This is a genomic window from Williamsia soli, assembly GCF_017377795.1.
GTDB lineage: Bacteria > Actinomycetota > Actinomycetes > Mycobacteriales > Mycobacteriaceae > Williamsia > Williamsia soli.
Map to the genome: position 1 here is coordinate 243427 of NZ_JAFRDR010000009.1, position 16282 is coordinate 259708.

9 protein-coding genes and 1 rRNA gene are annotated in these 16282 nt (G+C 66.3%); 5 read left to right on the top strand and 5 right to left on the bottom strand.

The window, feature by feature from the left end:
• The first annotated feature begins 7 nt into the window (after positions 1-7).
• Genes J3S28_RS22420 through J3S28_RS22435 form a run of 4 tightly spaced genes read left to right on the top strand, consistent with a single transcriptional unit; the run spans position 8 to position 6341 of the window.
• Positions 8-2329 (top strand): hydantoinase B/oxoprolinase family protein, encoded by a 2322-nt coding sequence (locus J3S28_RS22420; protein WP_207843063.1) that lies wholly within the window; start codon positions 8-10, stop codon positions 2327-2329.
• Positions 2326-4005, top strand: coding sequence for a (2,3-dihydroxybenzoyl)adenylate synthase (locus J3S28_RS22425; protein WP_207843065.1), 1680 nt, complete (start codon positions 2326-2328; stop codon positions 4003-4005). The genes J3S28_RS22420 and J3S28_RS22425 overlap by 4 nt, the downstream gene beginning before the upstream one ends.
• Positions 4006-4021: 16 nt before the next feature.
• Positions 4022-5593 carry an FAD-dependent monooxygenase gene (locus tag J3S28_RS22430; RefSeq protein WP_207843067.1) on the top strand — a complete coding sequence of 524 codons (1572 nt, stop codon included), beginning with the start codon at positions 4022-4024 and terminating at the stop codon, positions 5591-5593.
• A 19-nt stretch (positions 5594-5612) separates the two neighbouring features.
• A complete protein-coding gene (locus tag J3S28_RS22435) occupies positions 5613-6341 on the top strand; it encodes a TetR/AcrR family transcriptional regulator (RefSeq protein ID WP_207843069.1) in 729 nt (242 codons plus the stop codon).
• Between the two features lie 21 nt (positions 6342-6362).
• On the opposite strand, the gene J3S28_RS22440 is transcribed toward J3S28_RS22435, so the two are convergent.
• Entirely contained in the window at positions 6363-7745 is a 1383-nt protein-coding gene (locus J3S28_RS22440) for an aspartate aminotransferase family protein (RefSeq protein WP_207843071.1), read from the bottom strand.
• Between the two features lie 18 nt (positions 7746-7763).
• A complete protein-coding gene (locus J3S28_RS22445; protein ID WP_207843121.1) occupies positions 7764-9254 on the bottom strand; it encodes a CoA-acylating methylmalonate-semialdehyde dehydrogenase in 1491 nt (496 codons plus the stop codon).
• 146 nt (positions 9255-9400) lie between these two features.
• On the opposite strand from J3S28_RS22445, the gene J3S28_RS22450 reads away from it, so the two are divergent.
• Positions 9401-11008: a PucR family transcriptional regulator gene (locus J3S28_RS22450; RefSeq protein ID WP_207843073.1), complete on the top strand. Its 1608-nt coding sequence runs from the start codon at positions 9401-9403 to the stop codon at positions 11006-11008.
• Between the two features lie 16 nt (positions 11009-11024).
• Here J3S28_RS22450 and J3S28_RS22455 read toward each other — a convergent pair whose 3' ends face one another.
• The 3 genes from J3S28_RS22455 to rrf form a co-directional block, all read right to left on the bottom strand.
• Positions 11025-14384, bottom strand: a complete 3360-nt coding sequence (locus J3S28_RS22455) for a DEAD/DEAH box helicase (RefSeq protein WP_207843075.1) — start codon at positions 14382-14384, stop codon at positions 11025-11027.
• Positions 14385-14462: 78 nt separating this feature from the next.
• Positions 14463-15923, bottom strand: coding sequence for an MFS transporter (locus J3S28_RS22460; protein ID WP_207843077.1), 1461 nt, complete (start codon positions 15921-15923; stop codon positions 14463-14465).
• A 239-nt stretch (positions 15924-16162) separates the two neighbouring features.
• Positions 16163-16279: ribosomal RNA gene (rrf, locus tag J3S28_RS22465) — 5S ribosomal RNA — on the bottom strand.
• Positions 16280-16282 lie beyond the last annotated feature (3 nt).

Consider the following 16282-nt stretch of genomic DNA (forward strand, 5'->3'; position numbering starts at 1 on the left):
TTTTCACATGACCGCACCGATCCCCGGCTCGGAAGTCTTCTCCAGCCGACCCGTCGACGTCGACGCCCTCGCCCGATCCCTACCGCCGTCCCTGCCGATCCACACCGTCACCCAGGAGCAGATCGACAACCTCGATCCCCTGACCTACGAGGTGATCCGGCACCGGCTGTGGTCGGTCACCGACGAGATGGGCGACGCCCTCAAGCGGATGTCCGGCTCGCCGATCGTCACCGACGCCAACGACTTCGACTTCGCCGTCAGTGACGAACTCGGACAAGAAGTCCAGGTCGGCCTCTACAACACGATGCTGGTCGGCGCCGTCGACCTGGCGATCTACTGGACCCTGCAGCACCGCTCGGACAACCCCGGCATCTCCGAGGGCGACATGTTCCTGTGCAACGACCCCTGGGTCGGCGGCGGACTGCACCAGAGCGACGTCATCGTCTACCAGCCGGTCTTCCACGACGGCAAGCTGTTCGCCTGGACCAGCGCCATCTGCCACGAACCCGACCTCGGTGGCTCCGGGCTCGGATCGTTCGACCCGGCCGCGAAAGACGTGTTCTCCGAATCCCTTCCGACACCACCGATCAAGGTCGTCCGGGACTTCCAGCTCCAGCGCGACGTCGCCGATGTCTGGGTCCGCCGCTCCCGCGTCCCGATGCTGGTGGGCCTGGACCTGCGCGCCAAGATCGGCGCCAACAGCGTCGGCCGCGACCGGATGCTCGCGGTCATCGAGCAGTACGGCGCCGACACCGTCAAAGCTGTCATGAAGCGCATGATGACCGACGCCGAAAGCCGGTTGCGCGCCAAGCTGACCGACCTGCCCGACGGCACCTGGCACGCCACCGGTTATCAGGATCAGGCCAGCGTCGGCGACCGGGACGTCCACAAGATCACCCTCGCGATGACCAAGCAGGACAACCACCTCTCGTTCGACTTCACCGGCACCGACCCCCAGACCGGCGTCATCAACTGCACCTACGCCGGTATGCGCGGCGGGGTGATGCTGGCGCTGCTGCCGATCCTCGCGGGTGACATCCCCTGGTCGGCGGGCGGTTTGATGCGCTGCTTCGACCTGATCGCCGAAGAGGGGACGATCAACAACGCCACCTTCCCGGCCGCGGTCAGTCGCGGTCCGATCGGGCCGGCCTGGTTGACGGGCAACCTCGTCGCCGAGTGTCTGGCCCAGATGCTCGACCGGCACATCGAACTCGGCAAGAACGTGATGGCGTCGTGCTGCGGCACCTGGGACACGGCCGTGGTCGCAGGCCTCGACGAGCGCGGCGAACAGCCTGTCCCGTTCCTCAACATCATGATGGAACCGATGAGCGGCGGGTACGGCGGGCGGCCGGTCGCCGACGGCATGGACACCGGCGGGCTGTTCTGTATCCCCATGGGCCGCATCCCCGACACCGAGATGACCGAGTTCCTCTATCCCCTGCTCACGTTGTGGCGCAAAGAAGAACCGGACTCGGGCGGCCCCGGACGCCATCGCGGCGGCGTCAGCGCATCGCTGGCGGTCACCCCGTACGGGACGAGCCTGCCGATGGGTCTGATCTTCGCCTCGGCGGGTAAGGCCGTGGCGCAGAACTCCGGACTGGCCGGCGGACAGCCGGGCAACACCGGTTTGGAGATCCTGGCCCGCAACTCGGGCATCGAAGAACTGCTGGCGGCCGGCACCATTCCCGGGTCGCTCGACGATCTGGGCGAGAACAAGGAGATCGGCGCCTGCTACGCCGAAAGCTACCTCGCACCAGGCGAAGTGCTCTACATGCACTGGCAGGGCGGCGGCGGGTACGGCGATCCCCTGCGCCGCGACCCCGAGTCCGTCGCGCTCGATGTCCGCAACGGCAAGGTCACCCTCGACGGCGCCACCGCGAATTACGGCGTCGTCGTGACCGATGGCGAGGTCGATGTCGCCGCCACCGAACAGCGTCGCAGTGCGGTGAAGGACGACCGTCGTTCACGCTCCGAGGTGCCGACCAGCCAGGAGGCCACCCTCGACCTGACGCAGGCCCGGCGCCTCGATGACAACCTGGTCGAGGTGACCATCGGCGACGCCCGCGTCGTCGGGTGCGCACACTGCGGCCGACTGCTCGGTGACACCAAGACCGGCACGCTCTCCCTCGCTCTCTACGAAGGACCGTCGAGCGCCGCCGGACCTCAGGTCACGTCCGACCCGACCGAATACGTCGACACCCCGGTGGTGTTCCGGCAACAGTGCTGCCCCGGGTGCTGGACAGCGGTGTACTCGGGCATCGTCCCGGCCGACCACCCCGACCACGTCGCCAATTTGACCCAACTGCTGCCGGCGGTGGCAGGCACATGACCGTCACGACGCCGACCGGCCGCTCCCGCTGGGGAGCCCGGCTGGTCGACTACCCCGACGACCGGGCCGCCCAGTACCGGCGGTCCGGGGCGTGGACCGACCGCCCGATCGCAGATCGGCTGCAGGACAGCGTGAACCACTACCCCGACCGGGTCGCGGTGGTGACCGAGACCGGTGCACTCACCTACGCCGAGCTGGGCCGGCGGACCGACCAGATCGCCGCCGGACTGGCCGATCTGGGTCTCCAACCCGGATACCCGGTGCTGTTCCAGGTGACGAACCGCATCGAGACGGTTCTGGCCTGGTATGGCTGCCTCAAAGCCGGTCTGGTGCCGGTGGCGACGCTCGCCGCCCATCGGGGCCACGAGATCGGGCACATCAGTCGGGCGGTGGGTGCCGTCGGACATGTCGTCGAGGCAGGGCTGTCGTTCGACCTGGTGTCGTTCGCCCGGCAGCAGGCCGAGGGGCATCCGACGATGCGGACCGTGCTGACGGTCGGTGTCGGTGTCGAGGGCGATGCGAACGCGATCGAGACGCTCGGAGCCGACATTCCGGCGGACACTGCGCGGGAGCGGGTCGAGCGGATCCAGGCCGGGATCGACCCACTCGACGTGTGCACGTTTCAGCTGTCGGGCGGGACCACGGGTGTGCCCAAGGTGATTCCACGCCGTCACGTCGAATACTGGGACAACGCCCGGCTCTACGCCGAGCGCCTCGACTGGACCGAGGAGACCCGCGTCGCGCACCTGATCCCGCTAATTCACAACGCCGGCGTCTCCTGTGCCCTGCACGCCTCCCACGCTGTGGGTGCGTGCCTGGTACTCGCAACTCCGGACGCGCCCAGCGCGTTCGCGTTGATGGCGCGCGAGCAGGCCACTGACGTGCTGATCGGGCACGGGCATTACGGGGCGGTGTCGGGTGCGGACTTCGACGAGCCGAAGCCCTTTCTGCGCACTGTGATCTTGTCCGGGGCGAAGCCGAGCCCGGAGCTGTTCGCGCGGGCCGATGACGGCCGTCGGGCCGGTCAGCTGTTCGGGATGTCCGAAGGCCTGTTCACGGTCACCCCGCTCGACGCCCCGGCCGAGGCGCGGGCGACGACGGTCGGAACGCCGGTGTCCGCGGACGACGAGATCCGGATCCTCGAGCCCGGCGGTGAATCCGAGCTCGCCGACGGCAGCGTCGGTGAATTGTCCTGCCGCGGACCATATACGATCCCCGGGTACTTCGACGCGCCCGAGCACAACCGGACGGCGTTCACGTCCGACGGGTTCTATCGCACCGGCGATCTCGCGAAGATCGTGGTGATCGACGGCGTCCGGTACCTGTCGATCGAAGGTCGGATCAAAGACCTGATCAACCGCGGCGGAGAGAAGATCAATGCCGAGGAGATCGAGCTGCTCCTCGTCCAGCATCCGAACATCGCGAACGCCGCGGTGGTGGCGATGCCCGATCCGCGGCTGGGTGAGAAGACCTGCGCGTACGTCATTGCGGCCGATGGCAATCCGGTGTCGATGACGGAGGTACAGGCGCATCTCGACGGCCTCGGCGTCGCGAAGTTCAAGTGGCCCGAGCGCCTCGAATGGCTCGCGGCCCTACCGCAGACCAACGTGGGAAAGATCGACAAGAAGCAGCTGCGCGCCGACGTCGCCGCCAAGCTCGCCGATTCCACTTCCTGACAGTGAGGACAATTCGATGAAACTGCAGCGCATCGCTGTGCTCGGCGGAGGCCCCGGCGGCCTCTACGCCGCCCGGCTCCTCAAACGCAGCCACCCCGACGCCGACGTCACCGTGTACGAACAGGGCTCCCCCGACACCACATTCGGGTTCGGTGTCGGGCTGGCGTCACGAACACAACGCAATCTGCGTGAGGCCGATCCCGCCTCGCTGGACGCGATCGTCGACGCCGCGTATCACCATGAGATGTCGATGCGGGTTGGCGACGCCGTCGCGCGGCTCTCGCACGGCGATCTGTTGGCGATCGCCCGCACCACGCTCTTGGATGTCCTGCAGCAACACGCGACCGCAGCCGGTGTCACCCTCGAGTTCGGCCGGCGCAGGTCCGTCGCCGACATCGACGCCGACCTGATCATCGCCGCCGACGGCGTGGGTAGTGCGACCCGCACCGAGCTGGCCGGTCAGTTCCGCCCCCACATCAGTACCGGCAAAGGCTTGTACCTGTGGTGTGCCACGGATTTCGCGCTTGCGAGCGCCATCTTCACCCCGGTCACCACCGAGCACGGTACCTTCGTCGCTCATGCGTATCCCTACGCCGCGGACCGCAGCACCTTCCTCATCGAGACAGACGAGACCACTTGGCGTAACGCCGGTTTCGATGTCACCACCGACAACACAGCCCCGTCCGACAGCGACGAGGTGTCACTGAAGTACCTCCAGGACGCGTTCGTCGACACCCTGGGTGGTCACGCTCTGATCGGCAATCGGACCCGGTGGCTGCAGTTCCGGACGGTCACCTGTGAGCGGTGGCATGCAGGCAACGTCGTCTTGCTCGGGGATGCCGCTCATACGGCGCACTACTCGATCGGATCGGGCACCAAACTGGCGATGGAAGATGCCATCGCGCTGGACCGCGAAGTGCGCGACGCGTCGTCGTTGGAGGATGCACTGCTGGCGTACGAGGCGGCGCGCCGGCCGGGGGTCGAGTACCTGCAGTCGATTGCGACCCGCAGCGAATTGTGGTGGGAATCGTTCCCGCAACGTTCCGACATTCCCGTCGACCAGCTGATGATCGCGTACATGACCCGGGCAGGGAAGGTGAGCCTCGAGCGGTTCACCGAGTCGGCGCCCGACGTCGCCCGACGCGGACTCGCCGACTACGCAGACGTGCGCCCCGACGAGGTGCCCGATCACGACATCAACGAGTGGGTGCTCAGTCGTCCGCTGCGTCGCAAGGGCCTCACCACTGCGACACGGATGGCCGACGATGCTCTGCGGACGGAGGCTGCGGTCGTCGACGTCGACCTGGAATCGGCCTGGGGTGAGCCGGCCGACACCGTCCTGGCCGAGCTACCCACCGCGCCGGTCGTGTGGCTGACCGGTGCGCCGCATCGCAACGCGGTGCTCACCCGGCTGGACTTCGGAGAGCGGGTCCGCCGCGCCGGTCACGTCGCCGTGGTGGAAGCTCCGGAGACCTACCGCAGCGACCTGAGCGCGGGGCTGGCCAGCCTGCGAGCGGACCTGGTTCATGTGGTCGAGGATGCGGTCATCGGCGGCGCACGCGACGAGGCTCGCACGGCGACGGTATGACGCCCACTATTGTTCGCTCATGACCAAGTCGACGTCGGACGAGACACCGTCGACCACCAGGGCTGCCCGCACCAACCCGCGCCGCGAGCTGGTGGAACGCGAGATCATGGAGCAAGCCACCAGGCTGTTCGCTGAAAAGGGGCTGGCCAGCACCACATTGCAAGACATCGCCGACGCGACCGGTCTGACGCGTCCGGCGATGTACCACTACGTCAAGAACAAGGATGAGTTGTTCGCTCGGCTGGTCAGTGAGATCGCCGAGGAGCCGGCAGTTCTACTGCACGAGATCAACCAGCGCACGGAGCTCGATCCGGAGGCAAAGATCCGGGAGATGGCGACGTCGATCGCCCTGCATCAGACCCAAACGCAAGACCGTTTCCGGCTACTCATCCGCTCCGAGGCCGAACTACCGGAGGCCCTGGCGGAGACCTATCGGCAGAGCCGGCGCCGGGTGCTCAAGGAGTTCACCGCGGCGATGAACGAGGGGATCGCCGCAGGGGTCTTCCGGCCCACTAATCCGCGGGTGGCCGCGCTCGGCATCATCGGCATGCTGAACTGGATCGCGTGGTGGCACCGTCCCGGTGACTCCGACAACGATCGCGAGGTCGCACAGCAACTGGCGGACATGGCTGTCAATGCCGTCACCGATCCGCGCGCCGACGGTGCCGCACCCGGGCCCGGCCGCATCATCACACAGATGCGGCAGCAACTGGACTATCTCGAGCAGACGTTGGAGTCCGGCGACTAGCGTTCATCCGTCGTCGCACGATCAGCGCACGACGTGCCGATCGGCGACACTGAGCGCGGTGTCGAGGATCGCAAGCCCTTCGCGCACTTCGTCGTCGGTCACGGTGCACGGCGGTACCGCGTGGATTCGGTTGAAGTTGACGAAGGGCAACAGCCCGTGCGTCTTGCACGCCGCGACCACCTCGTTCATCGCCGGGCTGGTGCCGCCGTAGGGTGCCAGAGGCTCACGGGTCACCGGATCGGAGACCAACTCGATCGCCCAGAACACGCCGAGACCGCGCACCTCACCCACCGACGGATGCCGCGTAGCCAGCTCCCGGAGACCGGGTCCCAACACCTCGGAGCCGATCCGCGCCGCATTCTGCACGATCTGCTCGTCCTCCATCGCGTTGATGGTGGCGACGGCAGCCGCAGTGGCCAGGGGATGACCGGAGTACGTCGATCCCCCGGGGTACGGGCGGTCGGCGAACGTCGCGGCGATGGCATCGCTGATGGCAACACCGCCGAGTGGCACATACCCGGAGTTCACTCCCTTGGCGAAGGTGATGAGGTCCGGGGTGACGTCGAAGTGGTTGATGGCGAACCACTGTCCGGTGCGGCCGAAGCCCGCCATCACCTCATCGGCGATGTAGACGATGCCGTATTTGTCGCAGATCTCCCGGACCCCGGCCAGGTACCCGGCGGGCGGAACCATGATGCCCGCGGTACCCGGCACCGACTCGAGGATGATCGCGGCGATCGTGGCGGGACCTTCCAGGGCGATCAGCCGATCGAGGTGCTCGAGCGCACGCTGGCACTCCTGCTGCTCATTGGTGGCGTGAAAGGCGGAGCGGTACAGGAACGGGCCGTCGAAATGCACTGCGCCGCTGGTGCCGTAGTCGTTCGGCCAGCGCCGTGGATCTCCGGTCAGGTTGATCGCGGTGTCGGTGCCGCCGTGGTAGGAGCGGTAGCGCGAGAGCACCTTGTAACGCCCGGTGTGCAGCCGCGCCATGCGCACGGCATGCTCGACGGCGTCGGCACCACCGTTGGTGAAGAACACGCGGTTCAGATCGCCGGGCGTCCTCTCGGCGATCAACCGGGCCGCTTCCGACCGCGCCGCATTGACGTGCGGCGGCGCGATGGTGCACAGCGTCGCCGCCTGCTCGGCAATCGCAGCAACCACTTTCGGGTGCTGATGACCGATGTTGGTGTTGACCATCTGCGACGAGAAGTCGAGCAACCGGTTGCCCTCGCCGTCCCAGACGTACGAACCCTCCGCGGCCACGATGGTCATCGGATTGATCTTGGCCTGGGCCGACCAGGAATGGAACACGTGCTTGCGGTCGAGTTCGTATGCTCTGCGCCCTTCGGCGATGGCGGTCTCGAACGTCTGCCCGGTCGGCAAGGTGGAAGCGACTGCAGTCATGAGAGTGTCCCTCGTACGTCAGTTGTTCTGCGGGAAGCCGAGATTGATGCCGCCATGGCTGGGGTCGAGCCAGCGGGTGGTCACCACCTTGGCCCGGGTGTAGAAGTGCACGCCTTCGGTGCCGTGCGCGTGGGTGTCGCCGAAGAGCGAGTTCTTCCAGCCACCAAAGCTGTAGTACGCCGTGGGCACCGGGATCGGCACGTTGATGCCGACCATGCCCACCTCGATCTCGTTCTGGAATCGCCGCGCCGCGCCGCCGTCATTGGTGAAGATGGCGGTGCCGTTGCCGAAGGGTCCCGAGTTGACCAGATCGATGGCCTCGTCGTAGGTCTCGACTCTGACCACCGAAAGGACGGGTCCGAAGATCTCGTCGGTGTACACGCTCATGTCGGTGGTGACGTGGTCGATCAGGGTGGGACCGAGCCAGAACCCGCCGGCAGCGCCATCGGCCTGGACGTTGCGGCCGTCGACCACGATGGTGGCGCCATCTGCTTCACCGGCATCGACGTACGAGGCAACCTTGTCGCGGTGAACCTGGGTGACCAGCGGTCCCATGTCGGTGCCGCGCGTGCCGTCGCCGATCGTGAGTCCCTTGGTGCGCTCGGCGATCTTGCCCACCAGTTCATCGGCGATCGTGCCGACGGCGACGAGCGCAGAGATGGCCATGCAGCGCTCACCTGCCGAGCCGAAGCCGGCGTTCACCATGGCGTCCGCGGCCAGATCAAGGTCGGCGTCGGGCAGGACGATCGCGTGGTTCTTGGCGCCGCCGAGTGCCTGCACCCGTTTGCCGTGCGCGGTGGCGGTCGAATACACGTACTGCGCAATCGGAGTGGAGCCGACGAACGAGATCGCCTTGATGGCAGGGTTGGTCAGCAGCTCGTCGACGGCGACCTTGTCGCCCTGCAGCACGTTGAAGACGCCGTCGGGCAGGCCGGCCTCGGCCCACAACTCAGCGATCCACAGCGCAGCCGACGGATCCTTCTCGCTGGGCTTGAGCACAACGGTGTTGCCTGCGGCGATGGCGATCGGGAAAAACCACATCGGGACCATTGCCGGGAAGTTGAACGGTGAGATGATGCCAACCGGTCCGAGTGGCTGGCGAAGCGACGCGACATCGACCTTGGTCGACGCATTTTCTGTCATTCCGCCCTTGAGGAGATGGGCTATACCGCAGGCGAACTCGACGACCTCCTGGCCGCGGCTGATCTCACCGAGCGCATCGCTGACCACCTTGCCGTGTTCGGCGGTGATGATCTCGGCCAGTTCGCCCTTGCGCGCATTGAGCAACTCACGAAAAGCGAACAGGATCCCGGTGCGCTTTGCCAGCGACGTGTCGCGCCACGCGGGGAACGCTTCCTTGGCGGAGTCGATGACCGTGCGAGCATCGGCGACGTCGGCCAACGCTACCTGGCCGGTGACCTCACCGGTCGCAGGATTGGTGACCGGGGCGGTGCGATCGGCCGAACCGGGGAAGGCGCTGCCCCGGCTCCAGTGGCCGATCGTCGTCACGGTGGCGGCGGGAGCGTCAGCAACGGTCTGTGTCACGGGGATCCTATTCGTCAAGTGGCGATATCTGGTTCAACCATGCCTGGTCAGCGGCCCTCGGAGTGCGGACAATATGTATGGTTCGGACGCCAACGTTTTACACTGTGTCAATGCAGCCGACGATCGCCGAGATCCTTGCTTTGCCGGTGGTGCGGGCGGGGAAGCCGGAGATGATCACCGACGGCCCCCTCGATCGACCGGTGCGCTGGGTGCACGTCAGCGACCTCGCCGACCTGTCCGACCTGCTCGAGGGCGGCGAACTGGTTCTCACCACCGGCCGCGCACTGGCCGACCCTGCGACACGGGACGGCTATCTCGACGGCCTGACGGCGGCAGGCGCCGTCGGCCTGATCATCGAGTTGGGTGTCCACATCGCCGAGGTGCCGCAGTCGGTCACCGACGCAGGCCGAGCCCTTGGCTTCCCCGTCATCGCCCTGCACAGACAGATTCGGTTCGTGCAGCTCACCGAGCAGGTCCACCGCACCATCGTCGCCGATCAGTACGGCGAGTTGGAGTTCGCGCGCACCGCACACGAGACGTTCACCGACCTCAGCATGCGGCGCGCGTCCGTCGACGAAATAGTCTCCGCGGCAGCACAGATGCTCGAAGCGCCCGTGGTGCTCGAAGACCTCAACCGGCAGGTCGTCTCCTTCGCCGGTACCGACGCGGCCTCCTTGCTGGCCGACTGGGACCGCCGGTCGAGACTCACCCCCGAGATCCGGACCGGGAGTGACCACGATCAGGCGGCGTGGCTTGCCAGGCCGGTGGGTGTCCAGCCCCAGACCTGGGGCCGGCTGATCGCGCCGCACTGCCACGTCGCCGACAACCGTTCGATCGTCATCATCGAACGGGCTGCCCAGGCGATCGCCCTCAACCGGATGACCGAACAGGACCGCAGTTCACTCGAGCTTCGGGCGCAGGGCGGGCTGGTCGACGATCTGCGGCACAACCGGATCCATCACGAGGCAGATGCATCGGCCCGCGCCTTCGCGTTGGGTCTCACACCGGCGTCCACCTACGTCGCGATGACCATCCGGCTGCGCGATGCGCCGAGCACCGATCAACTCCTGGTGCAGCAGCGTCGGGCCCGCATCGTCGACGCGGTGACCCATGCGATCAAGGCAACCCGGAACACCGCACTCACGTCCGCGTCCGAAGGTGGCCGCCGCATCGATGTGGTGCTGTCCCGACGTCCCGCGACAGCCGGACGACCGGGGCCGGATCCCCTCATCGAGGTCTGCACCGCCATACGCCATGCCATCAACCGCATCGACGGGGTGAAGCGGTGTGCGATCGGCGTCGGCCCCGATGGCGCTCAGATCATCGATACTGCGGCAGGTCTCGCGGAATCAGGCCATGTCGCCGACGTCGCCCTCGCACTCCCCGACGATCGTCCGTTCCACCGGTCGTCTGACACCCGCTTGCGTGGACTGATCGCCCTGATCCGCGACGACCCTCGGGTGCAGGCCTTCGCCGAGACCGAGCTGCGAGCCCTGCTCGAACACCGGGCGAAACATGGCGACGAGCTGTTCACCCTGCTGCGGCGTTTCCTCGAACTCGGCGGCAACAAGACGGATCTCGCTGCGGCGGTGAAGCTCTCGCGACCGACGCTGTACGCCAGGCTCGATACGCTGTCGCGACTGCTCGGAGCCGATCTCAGCGACGCCGAATCCCGGACGTCGTTGCACACAGCGATGCTCATCATCGACGCGAGATAGAAGCTGCTGTCGAGGGCTAACCCAGCAGCTCCCGGATGTCGTCGACCCCGATCGCACTGCCGAACATCTCCCCCTCGTCCATGACTGCCGAGAACAGTTCACGTTTACGGTCCTGCAACGCAACGACTTTCTCTTCGATCGTCCCCGCCGACACCAGCCGGTACACGGTGACCGGCCGGGTCTGCCCGATCCGATGGGCGCGGTCGACAGCCTGGGCTTCGGCAGCCGGGTTCCACCAGGGGTCGCAGACGTAGACGTAATCGGCCTCGGTCAGGTTGAGGCCGAAGCCGCCGGCCTTGAGGCTGATCAGGAACACCTTGGTGGTACCGGCCGAGAACGCCGTGATGGCCTCGGTGCGCTGGCGCGCGTTCATCGAGCCGTCGAGGTAGCTGTAAGGAATCTGAGCGGCGTCCAGGTGTTCGCGGATGATCGCCAGAAAGCCGGTGAACTGGCTGAAGACGAGTGCGCTGTGCCCCTCGGCGATCAACTCCGGCAGGTGCTCCTCAAGGAATTCGACCTTGGCCGACGGCACATCCAGCTTCGTCGGATCCACCAGTCCGGTGTGCAGGCTCAACTGCCGCAGCATCGTCAACGACCGGAAGATCTCGAAGCGGTTGCGCTCCCAATCACCCAGCAGACCTAGGACTTTCTGTCGCTCGCGAGCCAGCCGGGTGTCGTAGATCTTCTGGTGCTTGTCGATCAGCGTCACCGGGACCACCTGTTCCTGCTTCGGCGGAAGATCGGTGGCGACCTGATCCTTGGTGCGCCGCAGCATCACCGGCTTGATACGACGACGCAGCGTCGCCAACCGCTCGGGATGGGCGCCGCTCTCGATCGGTCTCCGGAAGAACTCGGTGAACTGCTTCGGTTTGGCGAACAGACCGGGCGCGGTGATCGACAGCAGCGACCACAGTTCCATCAGGTTGTTCTCCATCGGGGTGCCGGTGATCGCGAGCTTGAACGGCGTCGCCAACCGCCGGGCACATTGGTGAGCTTTCGCCTTGTGGTTTTTGACGAACTGCGCTTCATCAAGGATCAGCCCCGCCCACTCGACGGCCTCGAACACAGGAAAGTCGATGCGCAACAACGTATATGAGGTGATGACGATGTCAGCACCGGCGATGCGCTGCTGAAGTGAGCCACGGCTCTTCGCCTCTGACGCCGTCACCGCGACCGCCGTCAGATCCGGGGTGAACTTCTCACACTCGGCCAGCCAGTTGGCGATGACGCTGGTGGGCGCGACCACCAGGAAGGGTTTGGTCGACTCACCGGCCTCGCGGATCCGTCCGATCAGCGCCAGGGTCTGCAGTGTCTTTCCCAGGCCCATGTCGTCGGCGAGGATGCCGCCCAGACCGTTGTCCCACAGAAAGCTCAGCCAGTTGAGTCCGTCGAGCTGATAGGGCCGCAGCTCGGCGTGCAGCATGCCCGGCGGCTCGACCTCGACAGGAGGCCGCGCGGACCGCAATCGAGCCAGATTCTGCTGCCACGCACGGGTTTGTTCGTCGACGATGCCGAGTTCGAGCAGCTCTTCCCAGAGCGTGACGTTGAACGAACTCGCCTTTGCCTGGTCTCCGTCCAACTCGCCAAGGGCCCGGCCCTCCGCCAAGAGTTCGACAAGCCGGGTCAACTCCGGGGTGTCGAGGGCGAAGTAGGTCCCGGACGGGAGCAGCATGTACGTCGCGCCGGCGGTCAGCTCTCTGATCAGCGCTGCCAGCGGAACCTGCTCGCCGTCGACGGTGACGGTGATCCGCAGGTCGAACCAGTCGTTGCCCACGGTCTGTGCGTCGGGGGCCGAGAATCGCAGCTGCGCAGCGGAGTCCGCCCGGCGATAACCCGCGAGCTCCTCGGACAGCTCGACGACGATGTCGTCGCGATCGACGAGCTGCGGCAACACCTCGACGTAGAAGCGCGCGGCCTCCACCTCCGAGAGCGTCACGCCCGCCCACAAGGTGCGCAGCGACGCGGCTGCCAACGTCTCCTCGACGCCGTCGGCAGCGCGCAGGGCGTGGAACTCCTTGATCATGGGCTGGGTCATCGACGCCGTCGGGACCGCGTCGAGGGCATCGCGCGCTTGCTGCGGCCAGTCGTCAGAGGACGCGACCACGGCACGCAGGACATCGTCGATCTGTTGCCACACAGCATCTTCGGCACTCTTGGTGCGGTAACTGTTCGACGGCACCCGCTTCGACGGATCAGAGTCCCGGGGTTCACCGTTGACGCGGTAGCGGATGGACCAGTGCGCTCGCGCACCGTCGGCCGAGGTGGTCACGGTCAGGACCGGTGTCGGATCGCTGACGTCCGGCGGTTCGAACAGTCCGTGGGCCACCCGCACCGGGACGGATGCCTGCAGCCGTGGCAGCACATCGTTCATGAAGTGGTCGGTATCGGCGACCGGGATCTGGGATGTCAGCTTGCTCCTGGCCATCTGCAGCAAGGAGTTGGGGGGCACAGGATCGAACGGGGCCAGGGTCAGCACGCGGTCGACGACGCGGAACACCCCATGAGGTGTCGGAGCGCCGAACAGATGGGTGTCAGCGAGCTTCCAGGGTTCGTCGTCGACGATGATGTGCGCTTTGAGCGACGCCGACGCCGGAGTCTCACTGGGCCCGATGTCGAGGCCGAGCACCGCGCGCTTGGCGATTGCGACGTGGTCGGCAAGGGACGACGTATCAGCCACGAGCGCAACACCCGCACCCAGCACATCCTCGAGCGCAGACCAGATCGCCGCAGGGGCGTGGGTCAACTCGACGTGCACGTGCGGGCTCGACCCGACGAGTCCGTCGTCGGTCTGCGCCAGCCGCTGTAACGCGCGAAATTGGCCGGCGTCGAACTCACCATGGACGTCGGGTCCGCCGAGCACGCGCCACGAGATACCCGAGCGCACCCACTGCCGGTGACCATCGACAGTCACCGGCAGCAGGCGTACCGAGGGGCCGTCGTCCGACCGGGTGTCGGGGCTGTCGACGCTGACGAGTAGCGCCAGCGCTGTGCCTGACTGACCCGGCGCGGACTCGGAGATGATCGACGTCGCGACCGACTCCCACGACGGTGAGCTCGTCTGGTCCCCATCCGCCGGTTGCGCGGCCGTCAGCAGCAGGGCAACACCGTGCTTGCACCACATTCTGACCGGACAAGTGCAGATGGCGCGCCCGATGGACCAGTTCTCGCCCACCGAGGCGAACGAGATCGAGACGTCGTTTCTGTCGTTGTCCGGTCCGACGCAGGTACCACTGAGTTCCTGGACCGACCCGCCTTCCCAGGCCAGGTCGGTGACCGACCCATCACGGACCCACTCCTCGCCCCGCGCGACGACGTTGGCACCGAACACAGGTGCGAGCCGCTCCGCGGTGATCGTATGGGCCCAGCTGGAAAACACTGACCGAGCCTATCTGTTCGCCAGATGGGGGCTGCGCGGCATGAGCCCTAGGCGCGATCGACTGGACAGTACCGCTGGTCAGTGCGCTTCTTCGGTGGTGCGAGAGTTGGTGAGCATGAACGCGCCGATTGCAGCGACCAGGCCGACGACGACCGCGAGGATCGCGTAGGTGATCCGTTCGCCGTGGAAGAACGAATCGATCAGGCTGCTGCTCCAGGCACCGGCGGGTAGCTGGGTGGTGACCAGTGCCGCGATGAGTGTGCCGACGACAGCCGTTCCGACGCTGGTGCCGACTTCCTGCGCGGTGTCGTTGAGCGCCGTTCCGATCGACGTGCGGTTGGCCGGCATCGCTTCGACAAGTGCGACCGCACAGATCGTCATCACGGTTCGCAACCCGATGGTCATGATCACCATGCAGATCGCGATGGCCAGGTATCCGTGCTCGACGCCCCACGACAGACCGAGCAAGGAACCACCAAGGCACGCCGCACCGACCAGGCAGGCGACCCGATGGCCGAACCGTGCACCGAGCCACTCCGAGAGTGGGGTCGCCGCGATCATGGTGACGATGATGGGCAGGTTGGCCAGACCGGCCTTCATCGGGCTCCAGCCGTACGCGTACTGGAAGTGCAGTATCAGCCCGAACATGACGCTGGCCATCGCGATCGACGTCCCGATCTGCGCAATGGTGGCGCCTCTGACGGTTCCGACGGAGAACAGGCGCAAGTCGAGCATTGGTGCGGTGCTGCGACGTTCGTGCCAGATGAACGCGGCGCCGGCAGCGAGGGCGCCGACGATGGATGCCACCGTCACTGCGGAGAGCCAGCCGTGCAGGACACCACTGGTCAGCGACCAGCAGGCCAGACCGATGGCACTGATGCTCAGGAATGCGCCGGGGAGGTCGAGACGGTCGTTGGTGAGGCCGTCGCGACGGTCGGGCGAGACACCGAACCAGACGCCGATGCCGGCGATCAGGGCGATCGGCGCGTTGACGACCAGCAGCCATTCCCAACTCACGTGGGCCAATGCCGTGCCACCGAGTACCGGGCCGAGGACGAATCCGGACATTCCGACGACGATCATCACCGTCATGGCGCGCATACGCAGCGTCTTGTCGTCGAAGAGACGGAATACCAGTGAGTTCGTGATCGGGGCCATCGCGGCCGCGGCGACTCCGAGTGCGGCGCGCAAGGCGATGAGTTCGCCGGTCGTGGTCACGGCCACCACGAGCAGGCTCAGGGTGCCGAACACCCCCAGCCCGATCAGCAGTACCCGTCGACGACCGAATCTGTCAGCGATCGAACCGGCGGTCAGCAGGAGGCCACCAAAGGTGAGCGAATAGGCGCCGGTCACCCATTGCAGGGCGGTGGTGCCGCTACCGAGGTCGCGTCCGATGGTCGGCAGCGCTATCGACAGAAGCGTGTTGTCGACCATCTCGACGAAGAACGCCAGACAGAGCGCGGCGAGTGGGATCCACGCCGCAGCGAGGGACGTATAGGTGCGCGACGGTGAAGCGGTCGCAGTCTTGGTCATGGGCATATCGAGGACTCCTAGCTCGCGTTGATGTGTCTGACGCTAGGAGTCGGGTCTTACATGGACCTGCCATGAGCTGTCGCGGGGCTGTCAGAAGCGGTCGTCACCAGATTCGTCCCCGGGAGGGTCTGCCGAGGGCAGTATGCCCTCGGCAGGGTCTCAGGGGGCTGAATGTGGTGTGGGGATAGCAAAATACCCCGTATTCGCAGCTGGTGGGCTGTGAATACGGGGTATTCGCAAATTGTGTTCGGCGGTGTCCTACTCTCCCACACTGATTAGGGTGCAGTACCATTGGCGCTGGTGGGCTTAGCTTCCGGGTTCGGAATGGGACCGGGCGTTTCCCCACCGCTATAGCCGCCGTAACT

Bases quoted from the DNA above. Each gene is read 5' to 3' on its own strand.
- J3S28_RS22450 (WP_207843073.1), top strand. From the start codon at position 9,401: ATGCAGCCGACGATCGCCGAGATCCTTGCTTTGCCGGTGGTGCGGGCG.
- J3S28_RS22430 (WP_207843067.1), top strand. From the start codon at position 4,022: ATGAAACTGCAGCGCATCGCTGTGCTCGGCGGAGGCCCCGGCGGCCTC.
- J3S28_RS22440 (WP_207843071.1), bottom strand. From the start codon at position 7,745: ATGACTGCAGTCGCTTCCACCTTGCCGACCGGGCAGACGTTCGAGACC.
- J3S28_RS22435 (WP_207843069.1), top strand. From the start codon at position 5,613: ATGACCAAGTCGACGTCGGACGAGACACCGTCGACCACCAGGGCTGCC.
- J3S28_RS22460 (WP_207843077.1), bottom strand. From the start codon at position 15,923: ATGCCCATGACCAAGACTGCGACCGCTTCACCGTCGCGCACCTATACG.
- J3S28_RS22420 (WP_207843063.1), top strand. From the start codon at position 8: ATGACCGCACCGATCCCCGGCTCGGAAGTCTTCTCCAGCCGACCCGTC.
- J3S28_RS22425 (WP_207843065.1), top strand. From the start codon at position 2,326: ATGACCGTCACGACGCCGACCGGCCGCTCCCGCTGGGGAGCCCGGCTG.